Source organism: Paenibacillus sp. MDMC362, assembly GCF_003269305.1.
In the GTDB taxonomy this organism is placed as follows: Bacteria; Bacillota; Bacilli; order Paenibacillales; family Paenibacillaceae; genus Paenibacillus_AQ.
Genome location: NZ_QLYT01000037.1, coordinates 21,505 through 40,235 on the forward strand (window position 1 = coordinate 21,505; position 18,731 = coordinate 40,235).

An 18,731-nucleotide genomic window follows, 5' to 3' on the forward strand; every position below is an offset into this window, starting at 1 on the left:
CTCCTTCTTCAATGTTTTCTTTTTGGTTTCATGCCACTTGCCCTTGTTGAAAGTTGAAGAATGAAAACGTTTTCATTTAAATAACCACGCCGCCTCCTCTTCTCACATGTTTTCTTACATCACTACTTTATCAACAGGTTGAATAGTGAACCTTGATTTTTTGGACATGGTATAGCATGATTTAGTCTAGTTAAATTTGGTATTTTTGACAAAAAGAATAAGGCACCAGGGCTTAAGGAAGCGGCCCGGTACCTTGTTGTCCGCCGCTTTCGAATACAAATTAAAGAGTCCGGTATTGGAAGTTTTTGAACATAACCTTCCCTTCCCCGCATGCGTCCAATCCGATCCGCAAGGCGAGGTAGCCACCCAGCGCATTGTGATGAAAGCCTGATGCTTCGAACGAATGCGGAAACTTCCGCCATGTGCTGCCGTCATGACTATAGTAATAGATGATCTTGTGCTCTACATTGCGCATTCGCATATGAACACTTTTTCCATTGAATGGAATACACGGCGCAGGCCATCCGCGAAGGATGCCATAGATCCCTTCTTCCACCACCCATTCATCCGGAAACTCCCATCCGTCATAGACATGAACGGTTTCCCCTTCAATCGAAAGACCGTCTTTGGAAAGCTTGGTCATGTAACCAGCGCCGGTATGCAAATACCGATTGCCTTCTTGGTCGACCACGTGCCCTGGATCAATCGCTTCTAAACCTAACTGAACAGGCTCGCTCCATGGTCCTTCGGGTGCCGGCGCCGTCAGCGCCACGATCTTCCCGTCCACAGGCACATAGATATAATACGTACCCTCATACACAATGAAATCCGGCGCCCAGACATCCCCGATATAACGATCCAGCGCCTTGCCAACCGGACGCCAGTTGACCAAATCCTTCGAATGCCAGATCAAGAGCCTTGGGGCGAATGTAAAGCTGGAATGCGTCATGTAATAGTCGTTGCCTACTCGCAATACGGAAGGATCGGCATAGTCTCCGGCTAGCACCGGATTCCGATAGGTACCGTACCCTAAGTCCCCTTTTCTAATATCCATGGTCATCTCTTCTTCTTCCTATCGAGTTTAGCCGAGAAGACCCATGAATACGTTCATGGGTCACTCGCGGATCGAGCTTGATTATTCTTTAGCTGTGCCTCATTCGTTCAACGGCTCATATTCGAACCAATCAAAGCATGCCGGAGAACCTTGACCCGATTCGCAGACGGCGTACATCGCAATGATGACTCCCGTAAATCCGCCCGCTACCTCTGTTGAAAGCAGATGCGATTCTCCGGATCCCACATCAAGAACGTCGGATGAATCCTGCTGAAGCTTGAAGCGGAACCACTCCGGCTGCGCTTCAACCTTAAGAATGACAGGGCCCTCTGAACACTCCATCGTGTGCTCCGCACTCAAGGATCCTACGGTACGCCGGAATACGATCACCTTGCGCCCTTCTTGGCGCTTTACAGCCAGATCGTAATGATAGCTATCGTTCATAAATACGGTAAGTCCGGCTTCCTCGCCTTCGTGCTGCGGTTCAAAATTCAGCAAGGCGGAGATGTTGCTTGACCAGTGGCGCAAACGACGACCTACAAAGGCTGGAGCGCCGGAATCGCCCAGCGACGTCTTGTTTCCTCGCAATACAAGATTCCCCGGAGATTCGCTTAGCGACCAGCATGACGGATCCGGATTCCGTAGGAACATCCAATCGAAGCTTAAGGTTGAATCATCAAAATCATCTCGGGTTGGGTTCGTCTGCCACCGGACCTCCGTCAGCTGCGGAGCATCCATGACGCTCTCGACGCTTCCCCCATTACCGATGATGGGCCAGCCGTCAGCCGTCCATGATACGGGCGCCAGGAACGTTTCCCTGCCCAAATGATGCCGATAAGGATAGGAGACCGGTCTAATGCCCAAGAAAACCGCCCACCAGCTGCCGTCATGGGCCTGTACCAGATCTGCATGGCCTGTTGCATGAATGCTGCTGCTCCGACTTCTATGAGTTAGTATCGGGTTATGGGGGCATGGTTCGTAAGGTCCATATGGAGCGTCGCTTCTCGCTATCGTCACCATATGACCGTATTCCGTCCCGCCTTCGGCAATCAACAAGTAATAAAGCTCATTGATCTTATAAAGATGAGGCGCTTCCGGATGCGCTCCGCCCGTTCCCCTCCAGATCAGGCGGCTCTCCGTCAACTTTTGCCCGGTCGATATGTCAATCTCGCATTGATAAATGCCATTGCCTTCACTGCCGGAACAAGTGGATTGAAAGTATACGCTGCCACCTTCATCGAATAATAGAGAGGGATCGATGCCACCCTGAGCGACAGGTATCATCTCGGACCAAGGACCTTCCGGCAGTTGGCTACGAACATAGAAGTTGCCGACCCCGCTCACATTCGTCGTGACCATATAGAACCAGCCGTCGTGATAGCGGATCGTCGGGGCGTAAATCCCTCCCGATAACCAGGCGTTAGCCAGCGGCAATTGCTGCTCGGTAGTGAGGCAATGTCCGATCTGGCGCCAACTGACAAGATCCTTGCTATGAAATATCGGAACTCCAGGGAAATAGCCAAATGAGCTAGTGACCAAATAATAATCATCTTCGACTCGGCAGATGCTCGGGTCGGGATAAAAGCCTGAAATTATCGGGTTGCTATACTTCGCGATGATGCACGTTTCCATGTTACAACTCCTAATCTGTCTAAAGTTTGATAATACCGAAGTCTTACAATTCGGATTATAAAACACGGCATAGGCTTGCACCTTGATTTTCAAGTCATTGAATAGCATGATTTAGCCATTTGTATTTCAAGTTCTAATTGCAGAGAGCATCATTCCAGCAAAAAAAGGATTCCCCGAGACCAGTAAGCCAGTCAGAGGCAATCCTTTCTTTACCTACAGCATATGCCCAAATACTTCAATGGGAGCTTATCCGCCTTGCATTTATTTCGACCAAAGCTCAACGCGGGCCTTCACCATCTTTGTAAATTCTTCATTCAGCTTCTCAACGCCTGCGTCTTCCAGGTCCTTAAGGAACTGATCATAGATCTTATCGAAATCTTCCGGCTTGGCCAAAATCGCTTCCGGTATGCGTTTCTTCATAATATCCTGCGTTTTTTGGAAAATAACGTTCGCCTGGGAGCCCGTCTCGAACTGAAGATTCCATGCCGCGCCGTATTTGCGTTCAGGGAATGCATCATCAGAAGGCCACAGATCCTTGTAAGTCGTTGCGCCGTAAGCCGCCAGCGTCTTTTTGTCTTCTTCCGAGTAGGCGGATTGGATCTGCTCAGGGAATGTCGTCGTGTAGTAGTTCCCGGACGGATCCTTCACGCCGTCACCGTAACGTGCGGATAGGTTGTAGTTGCCGATACCCGTTGTTTTCACAAATGTGTTGTTATCGTTTGATTTTTGCTCTTGCACATCGGCAGGAATGACGCGTTTGCCGTCTACCACATTGTAATGCTTGCCTTCAATACCCCAGTTAATAAGCACCTGGCCTTCATCGGAAGCAAGGTAATCCAGGAATTTGATCAAACGAACCGGATCTTGAGCATCTTTCGTAATACCAGTACCCCAGCCAGCAAGGTAACCCGTACCTTGGAAGGAATGATCCTGGTACGTTTCGTTCAATGTTACAGGGAAACGAGCATAGGTCGACGAGAATTTGCCTTCAGCTTTCAAAGCGTTCTCAGCTTGAGCGTAATCCCATTGTTGGTCGATAAGACCCAGAACGCGGCCGGAAGCGATTTTTGCTTTATATTGATCGTATTTTTGAATGAAGCTTTCCGGGTCTAGCAAGCCGATATCGTTCATGTGGTTCAGCCATCGGAAATATTCTCTTTCTTCAGGGCGTTGGTAGTGCATAATAGCTTCATACGTATCTTGATTAATGAACATCTCACCGTCGTCCGGTGCTCCAGTTGCGTAGAACGCAGGGTTTGTAACGGAAATCAGAATTTGCCATTCTCCACCGTTAAGTGACAAACCGATATTCGGTTGGCCATCTGCCGTTTTTGGGTTTTTCTCAATATATGCTTTGATTGCAGCTTCGTAATCCTTAACGGTTTTGATTTCCGGGTAGCCGGCTGCTTCAAGCACTTGGTGCTGCAATTGGAAACCGCCGCCCGCATCAAAGTACGTATGGCCAACTGCGGCAAGTGACGGAAGTATATAAATCGCGTCATCATCCGCGCTCCAACGAAGACGGTTAAAGTATTCGCCGTAAACCTTTTTAAGGTTAGGACCATGCTCTTCGATCAATGGACGAAGGTCGATCAAAGCGCCTGCATCAACCAATTTGCCCGCGCTGCCGGATGGCATAACCAGATCCGGATACTCATCGTTTGCTACCATAAGTGCGAACATGTCAGTGTCGGAACCGCCGACAGGGAATTCTGCTTTAATTGTAATGCCTGTTTTTTCTTTAATAAATTTGCCGACATCGGATTGCATGTCATCCCAGTTCGGGTTGTTAGCGGCAGCCAAGCGAATCGTAATGGGCTCAGCTGCCGTCTCATTCGTTGTTTCTGGCGTCTTAGTATTATTCTCGCCTTCATTATTCGAATTGCCGCATGCTGTGACGAATACGAACACGAGGGCCAACATCAGACTAAGTGCCACTTGGATCTTTCTTTTCATTTCGTTAAAACCTCCCTTTTTTCATCTGAGTAATTTGCATGTATATAACAGGAAACCTGCTATTACCAAAATTAGATTAGCTTTTTACTGCGCCAAGTGTCATTCCTTTGACAAAATACTTTTGAAGGAATGGGTATACGAGCAAGATGGGTACGGTAACGACGATCGTAATCGCCATCTTAATGGATTCAGGCGATACCGCCGCCATCGCTTGCTGTGCGTTCGGGTCGCGGTAATCGCTGCCCGTCTGCGTAGATAACAGCACCTTCATTAGCTCGAACTGAAGCGTCGTATTTTCCGGACTCCTGTTATTGAATAAGTACGTATCAAACCAGGAATTCCAGTGTCCGACAGCAATGAACAATGCGATTGTCGCCAATACAGGTTGACAAAGCGGAAGAATAATTCTCCAATATATAGTCCAATCATTCGCGCCGTCAATTTTCGCAGATTCTTGAAGGGCAAATGGAAGTCCGTCGATATAGGAGCGGATAACGAACACGTTCCAAACGCTAAGCAGTGCAGGAATGATATAAACGGAAAAAGTTCCGATCAAGCCTAAGTATTTCATCAGTAGGAAACCCGGAATGAGACCGCCTGAGAAATACATCGTGAGAGCGAACACAATCGACATCCATCTTCTGGCCTGAAAATCAGGACGGCTTAACGTGTAAGCCACCATGGACGCTGCCACAACCCCGATTACCGTACCAACTACCGTCCGGATGACGGAGTTCTTAAAGCCGGTTACCAAGCCCTCAAAGCCGAAAATCGTTTCATAGTTTTTTAAGGTAAATTCTCGCGGGTAAATCGTCAGACCGCCTCGTACGGTATCCACCGAATCGTTAAATGAAATTGCGAGTACATTTAAAAACGGATATAAAGTTACAACAGCTACCATCACCATGAATACATAGTTGAATATTTCAAATATTTTATCGCCAATATTTTTTTGAACAACTCCTTGCATATGCCGCACCTCCTATATAACTGTTTCTTTGGTGACTCTCTTGTATATTCCGTTCGCGATAAATACTAACAGGATGCTGACTACGGAATTGAATATACCGATTGCCGTACCGTACGAATATCGGCTCATTTGAATACCGTACTTAAGCGCATACAGATCGAATACCTCTGAATAATCAGAGACCAGAGGGTTGCCAAGCAAGAACTGCTTCTCGAAGCCAATACTGATTAAGTGTCCAATCGACAAGATGAAAAGGACCATGAAGGTTGAACGAATACCAGGCAGCGTAATATGCCACATCTTGCGGAATCTGCCTGCGCCGTCAACCGTTGACGCTTCGTAAAGTTCGGGATCGATGCCAGCCATCGCTGCCAGGAAAATAATCGAGTTCCAGCCCATTTCCTTCCATAAATCTGAAGCGGTTACAATTCCCCAGAACAAATTGCCTTTAGCCATAAATTGAATAGGCTGGTCGATAATATTAAGCCACATGAGCAATTGGTTCACCGCTCCGCCGTCTGTCGAAAGCATCTTATATACGAGTCCGGCTACGACAACCCATGAAACAAAGTGAGGCAAATACGAAATCGTTTGAACTGACCGTTTAAAAAACTGACCTTTCATCTCGTTTAACATTAATGCGAATATAACAGGAACCGTGAAGCCTACAAGTAGTCCCATCGTACTCATGGCCAGCGTATTTCGCAAAACAATATAAAATCTTTCATCTTGGAATAATTCAATGAAATTCTCAAAGCCGACCCATTTCTGATCTAGAATAGAATCTTTCGGTTTGTAATTTTGAAAAGCGGTAAGCCAGCCCCATACAGGTACATAACTGAAAATAAAAATCCATATTACGAATGGAAGCGACATCATGTACAAGTAACGCTGCTGGAATGCTTTGAACCAGAACCGGTTCCTTTTTAGCGTCGACCTTTCTTTCGGGGTACCTTCTGTTAACGGTTTCATTTGTGCTCCTCCTAGCTTCGTAAGCTTTCACTTTGCACGTAATTGCTTACCCTCTCTTATTTGTACTTATCATAAGCGATAGAGATCATTCCATTGCACCCGATAAAGTAAACCTAAAATCATATCAAAATAAATCCTTTCAAGCGCTTTCATAACATGTGGTTACAATCTGAGAAAAATAAAAAAACACCCTCAAGCTTCGATTTCACAGAAACGAATGGTTGATGGCGCTTTTTTGCTCACAGAACTATTAGAATTTGAATGGTTAGTATCGGCGGCCTGCAGCGAACGGAATTGACGGATGAACATAATGGTATTAGGCATACGCCTAGTTATCCTCAAACCGCCCCCTGCACAAAAGTACAGGAGGCGCAAAGAAAACTGCTTGCAATAGCAAACTAGAATATATATCTTTGCAATGGGATAGACTTGTTTTCTCCCCATAAAAATACCGGAATCGAGCTTAGAGAATGTTCCCTCAATTCTATCGATCATCCGCTCCAAGATTCAACTCAAAATCCTTGTCGCGGTCACAGATCAGCACCCCGTCCACAACCTCCAGCTTGGCCACCTGAATGGAGGAGCGTCGCGCTTCATAACTGTTCGAATCTTCATGATGCCCATTCACACGCCCGGGATGAGTAAAATAAAAGATTTACCCTTCTTCTCCTTGCACGACCACATCTGCGTGAAGGCCGATCGTTCCGTCATCCTCACGTCTGCCGGCCTTGTCGAGAATGAGGCCGTTTCGCTCCCATGTCATAAGATTATCAGAGCGGAAAAGACCTTGTCCTCTCCATTAGTCTAAGATAAGTCAATAATAGCTTTCCAAGCGAAACACGTTCGGTCCTTCAATTCATCGCGTCATCGCTGAAATACTGAAAAAAGCCTTTTCACTTTCGACTCTAATATCACGTTGATGAGTGTTCAAGTTCTCGTTTTATCAAATTGCCGATTTGATGGTTTTTGTACCTGTTCAAAAACACACTGCAACGTACCCCGATGCTATTTGAACTCAATGAAACACACGCTATGTGAAAAGCAGCCGGGCAGAAAATTGTCCGCCCGACCGCTAAAAAGATACAACTTATTCATTCCAAAGCTTCACGCGGTCCTTCACCAGCTTGGTAAACTCTTCGTTCAGCTTCTCGACGCCTGCCCTCTCCAGCTCCTTCATGAACTCGTCCCAAATGGCGTCGAATTGTTCAGGCTCTGTCAGAATCGCTTGAGTAATGCGCCTTCTCACAATGTCTTGGCATTTTTGGAAGATGGCATGCGCTTCAGAGCTGGTCACCATGTTGATATTCCATGCCGATCCCCAGGGTCTAACCGGGAATTCTTCCTCGTTCGGCCACAGATCCCTGTAGCTTTTGATGTTGTAAGCAGCCAGTGTCTCCCTGTCTGCCTGCGTGTATTCCTTCTCGATTTGTTCCGGGAAGACGGTGGTGTAATAGTTGCCTGTTGGATCCTTAACACCATCGCCGTAGCTCGGTCCAAATCGGTACATATCAACGCCGGTCGTTTCTCTAAAGTTCCAGTTGTCATTGACTTTCCTAATCAGAATGTCTTCCGGAATAACACGTTTGCCGTTTTCTACTTTATAATGCTTGCCTTCGATTCCCCAGTTGGTCAGTACTTGCCCTTCATCGGACGCCAGAAAATCGAGAAACTGGATGATGCGAACAGGGTCTCTGGCACTCTTCGTGATTGAGATGCCGGTTCCCGCCAAGTATCCGGGGCTCTGGTAGTCATATCTCTTGTAGGTTTCATTCAAGGTAACCGGGAAGTGGGCATAGGTTTGATCAAACTTGCCTTCCTTTTTCAATGCAGCTACTTCACCTGCGAAGTCCCAATCCCTATCGATGAGTCCTAGAACGCGCCCGCTGGCAATCTTCGCCGTGTACTGGTCATGCTTCTGAACGAAGCTCTCCGGGTCCAGCAGGCCGATGTCGTGCATATGGTTCAGCCATCGAAAGTATTCCTTCTCTTCCGGGCGCAAGTAATGGAGCTTCGCGTTATAAGTATCCGGATCGATATAAAATTCGCCTTCATCCGGTACGCCAGTCGTTGCGACGGCCGGGTTGGTGACACTAATCAAAAATTGCCATCCCCCTCCGTTCAGGGACAAGGGAATGATCGGTTGACCGTCGGCCGTAGTTTTATGTTTATCATAATAAGCTTTGAGAGCATTCTCGAAATCCTGCACCGTCCTGATCTGTGGATAGTTCAGCTCCTTTAATACGGCGTGCTGCAGCTCGAAGCCTGTTCCTGCTTTGAAGTAGGTTTGGTTTATCGGTGCTGACGGCAAGACATATATACCATGATCGTCATTGCTCCAGACCAAACGCTTCATGTATTCACCATAGACCTTCTTGATGTTCGGCGCATGCTCTTCTATGAGTGGCGTCAAATCGATCAATGCGCCAGCGTCCTTCAGCTTGCCTACGCTGCCTTTTGCCGAAACCATGTCCGGATATTCGTTGTTTGCCACCATTAGCGCGAACATATCCGTATCACTCCCGCTCAACGGAAATTGAGCTCTCATCGAGATGCCGGTTTTTTCTGTGATGAGCTTGCCGACCTCGCTTTGCATGTCGTCCCAAAGCGGGTTATTGTCGCCTGCTGCGTAAGTGATCGTCATGGGTGTTAGATCTTTGTTCGGCGATGCGTCCACCGAGTCTGAACTATCGGAGTCCGTTCCTTCTCTGCAGCCGATAGCTGCCAGAAGTGCTCCGATCATTAAAAGGCTTGCCACTTTTCTTTTGCTGGCTTTCATGATATCCCGCCCTCTACTTTAAATCTATGATGTTTCCAATGAAAATTTCTCGATCTGGGAAGGAGAGCCTTTGATCGAAGAGGGGGAAGCGCCTACATATTTCTTGAATTTGCTATGGAAATAATCCACATTGGGGTAACCTACGAGCTCTGAGACCTCATAAACCTTGTGTCCTTCCCTGAGGAACCGGATCGCTTGCTGAATACGGACTTTATCCAAGAAGGTATGGAATGAGTCGCCCGTATGCTGCTTGAACATTCTGCCCAAATATCCTTTGTTGTAATTGTACATCTCCGCCATCATCTCCAGCTTTAGATTTTCTTGGTAATGCCTTTGGATAAAATCCATCACTTGCTTGACAACGGGCAGGCTTCCCTTCCCCCCCAGCCTTCCCGCCAGTTCGGCGAGCTGGGAATGAGCGGCGCTCATCACCCTATCGTAATGCGTGTGCTGATAAAGCTCGGCCAGTAGGGGCGCATATTCTTGGATATCGACGCTTTGATGGAGAGCAGCCAGCTTGCTTAGCGCGACGGACAACATTTTGGCCAGGCCGGTCTTGATCGCAGTTTCGGAAGAATCGTAAGCCACGAGTGCCCTTCCCGCTTCCTCAAGCGTCTCCGCCACCCCCTCGCGTCTGCCGAGATCCAGCATATAGAAAAGCTTGGTTGAGAGCGCCTCCAAATCCGGAGGAGCATGTCTGTACGACTCCGTCGCAATATGGCTCAAGACAGGTTCCGTCACCATGTGGATCTGCCCTTCGGCAAGCAGGAAACGGTTTTTCAATAATCCCAAGGCATCCTCGTACGATTGACGGGTATCCGCAAGCTCATAGACAATCCGTCCAGCAGCGGCAGTGAAGCCCAGCTTAAGCCCGCAGGCGTCTTTCAAAAGCTGGGTCCATTCGTTTTTGGTTTCGTGCCGGTTCAGATCTTCCTTCAATAGGAATCCAATATACGGGCCGGTTTGAAACCCGTATCCGAAGCCCTCTGTCTCCGCGGCTTCCAACCATCTCGTCTTGACCGACTCTAGATACACAAGCCCTGCTTGAGAGATTTCCTCAGCCTCAACCAATAGAATCTGTTTGGATTTCCCTGCGAAGCTGGTTAAGGGTACTAGTTCGCTTGCCAGTTCCGGAGCGTCAGCCGGATCAGCCGCGATCAACTTAAGGATAAGTTCCTCCCGCAGCGCATCAGCATGGAATTCGGACAAATTTGCGCGACCTGACAGCCGGTCCAGTTTGGATCTGATGCGTAGCAGCTCCTCCCTTAACTCCTCTACATCGATCGGCTTGAGCACATAACCGCTCACATTCATCTTGATGGCTTGCTTGGCGTAGGCAAAATCGGAGTATCCACTCAGAATAAGAAATTGGCAATCCCCATCCGTCTTGCGAATTTCGCGGATCGCTTGAAGTCCATCCATCCGCGGCATCCGAATATCAATGACGATCAATTCGGGAGATAGCTCATGATGGAGGGCAACCGCTTTTCTTCCGTTTGAAACGTCTCCTACTACGCGGAAACCAAGCGTTTCCCAATCGACAATTTTCAGAAGCCCCTGCCGGATTGCCGGTTCATCGTCGACCACTAGCACTTTATACATGCAAATTTCCTCCCAACGGTATGGAAAATGTTATGCGCGTACCTGATCCCGGCGGGCATTCCAACTTTAGCCCGAAGCTTTCTCCGTAAGAAAGAATAAGCCGCTGATGCACGTTTCGGAGTCCTATCCGATGCTCCTCGGCATCCTCCATATTCTGGAATGATCGCTCGATTGCCTGCATTTTGTCTTCCGGTATACCGCACCCGTTGTCCTCCACCGTAATCACAACCCGGTCCGACACCACACGCGCATCTATGATTACAAGTCCCTTTTCTTCAACATCCTCCATACCGTGCAATACAGCATTTTCTACTAGAGGTTGAACGATGAGCGGCGGAATCTCCACTTTCTTTGCTGAATGATCCAGATGGAGTTTGTAAGTCAAACGTTCGTCGTCGAAACGGAATTTCTGAAGTTCCAAATAGCAGCGCACAATATCAAACTCTTCCTCAAGCGTGATCTTGCGATCTCCGACTTCAATGCTGCGCCTCATTAGTTTCCCCAAGAGATGCACGACATTGGAAATTTCCGCATCTCCCTTTACAAACGCTTTCATTCGAATGGACTCCAGCGCATTGAACAGAAAGTGCGGGTTGATTTGGCTCGCCATCATCTTCAGCTTGATGTCGCGCTGCCGCAGTTCCAGCAAGTTTTTTTGCACGTGGGACTCTCTCACCTCTTCCATCAGGCTACGGATGCTGGCAAGCATATGGTTGAACTGTTTGGATAACGCGCCAATCTCATCGTTTCCATCCACATCCGACTCCACGTTCAGATTACCCATGGAGACTTTGTTCAACACCTTATTAAGCAGAAGCAGTCTGTGGGACAAATAGGAGGAGGTGAAGTAAATTAGAACGATCGCGATGGACAAACTGGCCACAATGATGGTAAACCCCAGCCTGCTGACCTGGTTTGCGTCGGAAACGATACTGTCGATCGTAAAAACCGAAACGACTTTGAGCCCGTTCCGGCTATATGGCGGAACCACCTCTTCCACCACGATCTTCGAGGGTTTTCCCTCATAATTAAATTCGTAGGCGCCATTCGGTTTATCGATCAGATCCTTGGCGAAATCCATGTTGTCGATATTCCGCCCGACCCACTGCGGGTTTTTGGCAGAGACAATTAAGCCCTTCGCATCGAAAATCATCGTATCGAATGGTTCCTGGCTTAGAATCCCACTCAGTTCATCCTGATCCAAATTGATGACCAGCACTCCGTGGGAACGGTACAGCGGAAAATCAATCCTTCGAACGAGGCTGAGATAAGGGCGATTTTCCATCGTCTCATCCGTGATGTAATGCCAACCGATATACGAACTGGATTTGTCTAACGCCTCTTGATACCATTCCGAATTCTTGACAGACTCATCTGCGCTTAGAAATTCCCAGTTGCTGATCGGCATCGGAGAATCCGTATAGAAGCGGATGTTTTGGATTTCCTTGTATAGCTGCACGCAGTCCCGGAAATAGCGAAAATCCCAATAGGCTGTAACCAGGTCAAACGTGGTCTCATAGCGGGAATTGACCATATTGGATAACCTGTCGTCCACTTGCAAGTTGTTCGATATTTCAATCGGCATTTGAAGAATGTCCATTACTTGCTTCTTGATCTTATCCACGTTGTTCATGGTTTGCTGTGTAGCCTGATCAAGTACGCTCTGACGGTAGGAAGTCGTCAAGATAATGCCCACGAGAAGAACCGGGATGAACACCACTGCCACGATGGAAATGATCATCTTGTTCTTGAGCCGGATATTGTTCGTTTTCCTAACCGCGGCGAGGAACTTGCTTCCCATTCCAGGTCTCCTTTCGGATGCTAGAGTACTTCTATGGTGGCGCTTACAACAAGAGTCTTACGAATGAGTCGAAACTATTATCCTACCAAAATTATACCTCATCAACACTCTTATAAAAATCAAAATATCCCGTACAACAAAAAAGTAATGAACGAGGAAAGAGCTTCGTAAAGAACAAATTCCGTGGACGCAATAAGTTCACGGAATTTTTTAATATATAAATTTCCAAGGTATTGTTGCTTGCCGGTCGGCTTTATTCTTGAATCTCCAGCCTGACTACAGTATCGAGCGGTTCCCAATTCTCCTTCGGAACTCGAATTTCAATCCCCTGCTCGTTCTGCACGAAAGGAATCTCGCTGCCGTCTAGCAGCCGGCAACGCGCGATTCGTTGTTCAAGCGGCAGCACTCCGATGTTTTCGAATGTCTCCATGTCTTGCACATGTAAATAGAGATTATGTCCTCTACGGGTCATTCCGTAGATTTGATCGACCGGCTCCATCGGCCCCGCTGTCGTCCCGTAGATGACTTCGCCGTTTTTCTTCATAAACACGCCGATTTGTTTGAGCCGTTCGACTGGCTAGGGGGATCTCCCCGTCCGGATTGGGAGCAACGTTCAGCAGCACATTGCCACCGCGGACGAAACAGTCAATCATAGTTTTGATGATTTCTTCCAGCGGCATTACCCATTCTTTTGGATCATAGGACCAATGCATACCGATGGAAGAACATTTCTCCCAGTCAATCGGAAGAATGTTCCCGGTGATAGCGTGCGTGCCTTCGTCGCATTGAAAATCGCCGGTCCATCCGGACCGTGGATTGATCACGCATGTCGGCTGATGGCGCCGAACCATCCCGTTCACCTCCACCGGCTCAGCAGAACCAGGCCACATCGGCATCCGTTCCGGTATGAGCCTGCCAGCCCCCGTCATACGATAAAATATCGATTTGCCCGTACCGGATGGTGAGCTCCTTGAACTGAGCGTAGCATTGCTCCTTCATCAGCGCTGCATTATCTACAAGCTTCACTGGCTCGAAGTAGCCCAGAAACTTCCAACCATTGGCGATTAATACAAGCCGACGTGCAGTCAGGCGTTCCGGAAGATGTCCGTGTATTCTATCACGAAATCGCGAATGGCCGCTCGTAGCTGCCAGGGCTGTCCCAGAGCGCGAATCCATCGTGATGGCGGGTGACCATGACGGAATATCGCATCCTGCTTCCCTGTCAAGTTGTGCCATTCGCTCCGGGTTCCAATGCTGCGGGTCGAACCTCTCCGCTAGCTTCGCGTATTCGTCCCCTGGAATCTTCTCGTTGAACATGGCCCATTCAATGGAAGAACAGACCGAGCTTCGCATCGCGCCACCATTGCATTTCCTCTTCACTGAGCTTTAGCCCGGAGCTTACGCCGTCCAGCCGTCCAGGCTTTTGAGCTGAATGCTGCTCTTCAACATGGACGCAAGTCCACCACCGCTAATTTCTTTCATTACCACGCCGGCTCTCCTAATAGGAATACGTTATCAAAATGATTAGCCGACAATGCCTGTGCGCTCGATCCCTTCAACGAAGTACCGCTGCACAAAGAAATAAATGATAATAAGCGGCAGGATAGCGAGCAGAATACCTGTATCCTGCACCATGCTCAAATAGAAAGGATCTGACTGGGTGGAGCCTCCGCTAACAAGACTGTTTAGGTTGTATGGCAAAGCAGCCAGCTGAACGGACATGACCTTGCCTGAAGCCAGATACGTTGTCGTAAAGAAGCTATCGTTCCATTGCCACACGAACGAAAAGAGCAGCACCGTGATGATCGCCGGGATCGCGTTCGGCAGCATGATTCGGGAAAATGTCTTCCCGACCCCCGCGCCATCGATATAAGCGGCTTCCTCAACCTCTTTGGGAATTCCTCTGAAAAATTGTCGGAATATAAAAATATAAAGTCCCGCCTTCAGCGAATTGGCTGTCAAGGCTGTCAATATGAACGGCCAGTAGGTATTCAGCAGGTTGGCGGATTTGCCTGTAAGCAATGGAATTAGCCCCATTAGCGTAAAATCCTTCAGATTGAGATAAAGGGGAATGAGAATCGTCGAAGGCGGAACCAATATGGTCAGAATGACTCCGGCAAACAACAGATTGCTTCCTTTGAATTTTAGCCGAGCAAATCCGTAACCAGCCAAAGCGCATGTTGCCGCGGTAAGGATTGTAGTTGAGGCTGACAGCGCAAAGGTATTAACCAATGTGTCCCAGTAATCCATAATTGTGATCGCCTGCTTGAAATTATCCCAAGTAAAATGGATAGGGACCCACACCACGATCGGCGAATAGAGATCTTCCTTATCTTTTATCGCTGTCGAAATTTTTTGCAAGATCGGATACAAAATCAAAAACGACAGTCCTACAATCAATACAATGCGGACGAATGACCACAACCACCTTTTCCAAGATTCTACCGATAACAGCCGGGAATTGCGCACTCGTACATCCCCCCTAATCATAATAAAAAACTTTCCTCGATATCAGATAGGTGCTTACCAACAAGATTAGAGCAACAGACAGAAAGTAGATCGTTGCCATCGCCGAGCTAAGTCCGAAATTAAAAGCGGAAAAACCGGTGTCCAGAATCAAGTCCGTTATTTCGTTGGTGGAGACCGAATCTACAATGGTATAAATCACATTGACCAGAATAAGCGGACTGACCATCGGAAACGTAATTTTCCAGAAGGCCTCGTAGCCGGTTGCCCCTTCCATCTTGGAGGCTTCGTACAGCTGCGGCGAGATGGTCTGGATTCCCGCGAGGAAGATCAGAATTTGAACTCCCGATTGGCTGACAATCTGATAGATACGGTCAACGGAACCTGTGAGGTAATTGACGATCCATTCGCTAACCCCGGCTTGTAGCATCAGCTTCTCCAATTCAAAACTCTGCAACGAACGAACGACCTTTGCACCTGAACTTGCATCGCTTATCGCTTGTACCAGGCTTGTGCTCTCCAGATTCATAATTACGCCGGATGCCAGAATGACGGGAAGGAAGAAGATCGCCCGGGCAGCAGATCTTCCGATGAATTTCTGGTTCAGCAACACCGCCAAGAATAAACTGAAAATGACAATCAGCGGAATATTGACCAGGATATTCACGATCGACTCGGTTAAAACACGGTTGAAGCTAGTGTTAACCGTTAGGGCTTCCACGTAGTTTTTGAATCCAATGTATTTAACTGTGATCCCTTCCGAATTAGCCGTTATCGAGCTCAAGCTGAATCGCAATGAACTAAACAAAGGTACAAAGAAAAAGAGAATAAATCCAAGCAGCCATGGCAAAATGTAAAGAAAACCCCATTGTGCCTTTTTTCCCGCGTAAGACCTTTTCAGCAGGCGAAGTTTTAGTATGGATTTCATTTTTTTACACCACCCATTACATAACCTCCAGCTTCGACGTTTAGGCCATCCGCCTGTACCATTGATCGATTGTAGTTCACAATGACATAGATACCGTTCTCATAAACGGTTTTTAAGACGCCGTCGCTTAATTTCTCGTGCGAAATGATTTTCTGGTTCTGCACTTTGCCCAGAACTTCATTCACATTCCCATAGATCTGTGCAGCCTGGTCCAGCCATTGCTCGTAATTAACGGCGTACAAGTCATCGTAATCTGTATCCTTTACTTTATCATTCGGTTCGTGAATCCATTTAAAGTAAACGCCGGATCCATATTCAAGACACTTCAATATATACTGGTTCATGTCGGTGTAGGTCGACAAATTATAAGGCTTGCCCGTATAGTCGATATATCCACGAACGACTATTTGATAGAATGGAATTTCTTCGTCTTCAATCTTGAAGCCGCTATTCGTCATCGGCGCATTCGTAATATCCGTAACGTATGGAAACGCATATGCGTTTCCGCCATTCGCCATAATCTCGAGATTTTGCTCGCGAATCTTGGTCAGCGCCTCTTTCGATATCGTTTCGGACTCCGTTCGGTCAACCTGACGGTTTGTCCGATAGTCGGTATTCAACCGGCTACCCAGATCCTGCAGTGATATCCCTTCGAAACGATAGTCGTCGAGCTCGTTCAGCATGGAATCCACAACCTCCAAAATATTACGCGGTGATACAACATAGGACGGAGCTTTGCTGCGGTCGCGCTGATTCAAGACCGGTTCAATCGGGTAGATCTCGGCAGGCTCTCCCCTTAATGTTCTGGAAGCTTCCTTTCTTACATCGAAACCATCGCTCGTACGCGCCTCTGCGATGTAGACGTCTGGGAAAAAGGAAAGGTCCTTGTCCCGAGCGAAAGAGATAAATTCCCGAAGCGCTTTGCTCCCTCCTACTGCTCTATCGACCGAAACACGATCCGGAACCTGATGATCAAGACCATTGTTGAACCAACCCGAATACTGAAGCTTAATATGGCGAATATTGCGGTTCTGCATCTGATCTACGATATCCTCTGCTTGTGCAAAAGTTGTCAGAGGTTCGAGCGCCTTATAGGGAATTCCCGCCGCATGCTTATTTTTGGCGATGCTTCCGATCAGCTGCAAATAAAACGGCACATCCACTTCGGAAATGGAATCGCTTGCGGACTTCGGTTCGGGAAGTCCATGCGTTTTGATCAAATACTGTTGATAGTATTGCGCCATTCCGGAATAAGTAGCTTCATCCCCGCTTAGGAAAGCGTAACGGATCGTAAAGTCCGATTTTGTCGGATTCTCTTGATACCTAGGCAAGGAACGTTCCTGACCGTTCGCGTCCAGGGAGACCTGATCCTTATTGACCACATAAAAGCTTGGATAAATGTAATTATAGCTATTCAGTCTGCCGCTTACATCGGCATGAATGCTTGCGACTGAATCGCCTTCTTCAATAATGCCAAGAAAGGCTTCATCCTTGCGAATCATTCCGAATACCGGCAATCTGGCTTTTTCTTCCCAGACGCTATCATCGGCACTATCCATCGTTAGATCGGGTCCATAGATCCTTTGTTCGAATGACGAATAATTCGTTTTGCCATTGTTGAAATGAATGAGCGCTCCGGATCCGTCAGGTACAAATAAGGAACCCTCCGAATCCTCTCCTTCCGCGCCGAAGAAACCAAGGACCGATATCGTGTGGATCGGATATTCATCTGAGTAATGTATTCCGGAAGCCGGCACCCTAACTACGAGACTATCGCCATCCAAGGTATACTCAATCGAGGCAAGGAATATACGAGGCTCGGGTTTGGTTTGCTCCAGTTGAAACGCCTTGAGATCTTTCTGGAAATCTTCATTCGTATAACCGGCATCTTCGAATGCCTGGAGAGTCCTAGTCAGTTGAATCCCGGCTAATGATTGATTTCGCACATATACAGAAGGGTCGGTGTCCTCTTTGTAGGCAATCATCAGCGCGCGCTGTCCCGTTTTATCCACTTTCCCCTTAAGCTCCTCCAGGCGTTCTTTCGTCAGCTTGCTTGGAATATCGTCAGCCGTTTTCTCGTCCGTTCCGAATTGATAAGTCACTCTGATGCCGTTAGGAATGCTTTCGAATCTGAATTGCTTATGAATGACACTATCCGTATAGGAGTTGACCGAGCTGAGCTGGCCGAAAGCGTTATGGAAATCGAGTTTCAATTGGGCGGATAATAAATCTTTGTTAATTCCTGTCGCCAGTTTATCGGCTTCCCGCTCCGGTGGGTTGCTGTACCATACTTCTCCGCTGCTTTTATCGAGGACGGCAATAACTCCCGACTGATCGTCCGCGAATAATTGCAGGCGATTGTTCGCCGCAACGCCTTTCATATCCGCGACTCGAGGATCCGTGAAGGAAACGGGCAGAGCCTTTCCCTTAACAAATTCCGCTGCAACGGAACGGGTTGCTTCCGTTTGTTTATCAGAGACGGAGCCCTCACACCCAGCAGTCATTATTCCGAGCAGGAACAACGAAGTCAGCAAGGCATATTTTTTTAAATTCATGACTGCGCATGCCTCCTTC

General features: G+C 47.8%; 15 protein-coding genes. All 15 read right to left on the reverse strand.

All coding sequences use genetic code 11. The features are described from left to right. Positions 1-280: 280 nt before the first annotated feature. The 15 genes from DP091_RS18925 to DP091_RS18985 all read right to left on the reverse strand — a co-directional run bounded on the left by DP091_RS18925 (position 281) and on the right by DP091_RS18985 (position 18,712). Positions 281-1,060, reverse strand: coding sequence for a family 43 glycosylhydrolase (locus DP091_RS18925; protein WP_113059756.1), 780 nt, complete (start codon positions 1,058-1,060; stop codon positions 281-283). A gap of 93 nt (positions 1,061-1,153) precedes the next feature. Further along, positions 1,154-2,686, reverse strand: a complete 1,533-nt coding sequence (locus DP091_RS18930; protein ID WP_113059757.1) for a glycoside hydrolase family 43 protein — start codon at positions 2,684-2,686, stop codon at positions 1,154-1,156. A 261-nt stretch (positions 2,687-2,947) separates the two neighbouring features. Then, the gene (locus tag DP091_RS18935) at positions 2,948-4,642 is read right to left on the reverse strand and encodes an ABC transporter substrate-binding protein (protein ID WP_113059758.1); all 1,695 of its coding nucleotides are present in this window, start codon (positions 4,640-4,642) and stop codon (positions 2,948-2,950) included. A 76-nt stretch (positions 4,643-4,718) separates the two neighbouring features. Then, the gene (locus DP091_RS18940) at positions 4,719-5,612 is read right to left on the reverse strand and encodes a carbohydrate ABC transporter permease (RefSeq protein WP_113059759.1); all 894 of its coding nucleotides are present in this window, start codon (positions 5,610-5,612) and stop codon (positions 4,719-4,721) included. Between the two features lie 12 nt (positions 5,613-5,624). After that, a complete protein-coding gene (locus DP091_RS18945) occupies positions 5,625-6,584 on the reverse strand; it encodes an ABC transporter permease (RefSeq protein ID WP_113059760.1) in 960 nt (319 codons plus the stop codon). 484 nt (positions 6,585-7,068) lie between these two features. Beyond that, positions 7,069-7,212: a hypothetical protein gene (locus tag DP091_RS31400; protein WP_181469861.1), complete on the reverse strand. Its 144-nt coding sequence runs from the start codon at positions 7,210-7,212 to the stop codon at positions 7,069-7,071. A 459-nt stretch (positions 7,213-7,671) separates the two neighbouring features. Next, positions 7,672-9,360 carry an ABC transporter substrate-binding protein gene (locus tag DP091_RS18950; RefSeq protein ID WP_113059761.1) on the reverse strand — a complete coding sequence of 563 codons (1,689 nt, stop codon included), beginning with the start codon at positions 9,358-9,360 and terminating at the stop codon, positions 7,672-7,674. Positions 9,361-9,384: 24 nt separating this feature from the next. Further along, positions 9,385-10,962, reverse strand: a complete 1,578-nt coding sequence (locus DP091_RS18955; protein ID WP_113059762.1) for a response regulator — start codon at positions 10,960-10,962, stop codon at positions 9,385-9,387. Further along, a complete protein-coding gene (locus DP091_RS18960; RefSeq protein ID WP_113059763.1) occupies positions 10,955-12,763 on the reverse strand; it encodes a sensor histidine kinase in 1,809 nt (602 codons plus the stop codon). The genes DP091_RS18955 and DP091_RS18960 overlap by 8 nt, the downstream gene beginning before the upstream one ends. Positions 12,764-13,016: 253 nt before the next feature. Next, complete coding sequence (locus tag DP091_RS31405; protein ID WP_181469862.1) at positions 13,017-13,193, reverse strand: hypothetical protein; 177 nt, start codon at positions 13,191-13,193, stop codon at positions 13,017-13,019. Positions 13,194-13,224: 31 nt separating this feature from the next. Beyond that, the gene (locus DP091_RS18965) at positions 13,225-13,614 is read right to left on the reverse strand and encodes an alpha-L-fucosidase (RefSeq protein ID WP_181469863.1); all 390 of its coding nucleotides are present in this window, start codon (positions 13,612-13,614) and stop codon (positions 13,225-13,227) included. Positions 13,615-13,633: 19 nt separating this feature from the next. Next, positions 13,634-14,143, reverse strand: a complete 510-nt coding sequence (locus tag DP091_RS32470) for an alpha-amylase family protein (protein WP_258394614.1) — start codon at positions 14,141-14,143, stop codon at positions 13,634-13,636. A gap of 144 nt (positions 14,144-14,287) precedes the next feature. Next, entirely contained in the window at positions 14,288-15,232 is a 945-nt protein-coding gene (locus DP091_RS18975; RefSeq protein WP_113059766.1) for a carbohydrate ABC transporter permease, read from the reverse strand. A 13-nt stretch (positions 15,233-15,245) separates the two neighbouring features. Continuing rightward, the gene (locus DP091_RS18980; RefSeq protein WP_113059767.1) at positions 15,246-16,157 is read right to left on the reverse strand and encodes a carbohydrate ABC transporter permease; all 912 of its coding nucleotides are present in this window, start codon (positions 16,155-16,157) and stop codon (positions 15,246-15,248) included. Then, entirely contained in the window at positions 16,154-18,712 is a 2,559-nt protein-coding gene (locus DP091_RS18985) for a DUF5696 domain-containing protein (RefSeq protein WP_113059768.1), read from the reverse strand. The genes DP091_RS18980 and DP091_RS18985 overlap by 4 nt, the downstream gene beginning before the upstream one ends. Positions 18,713-18,731 lie beyond the last annotated feature (19 nt).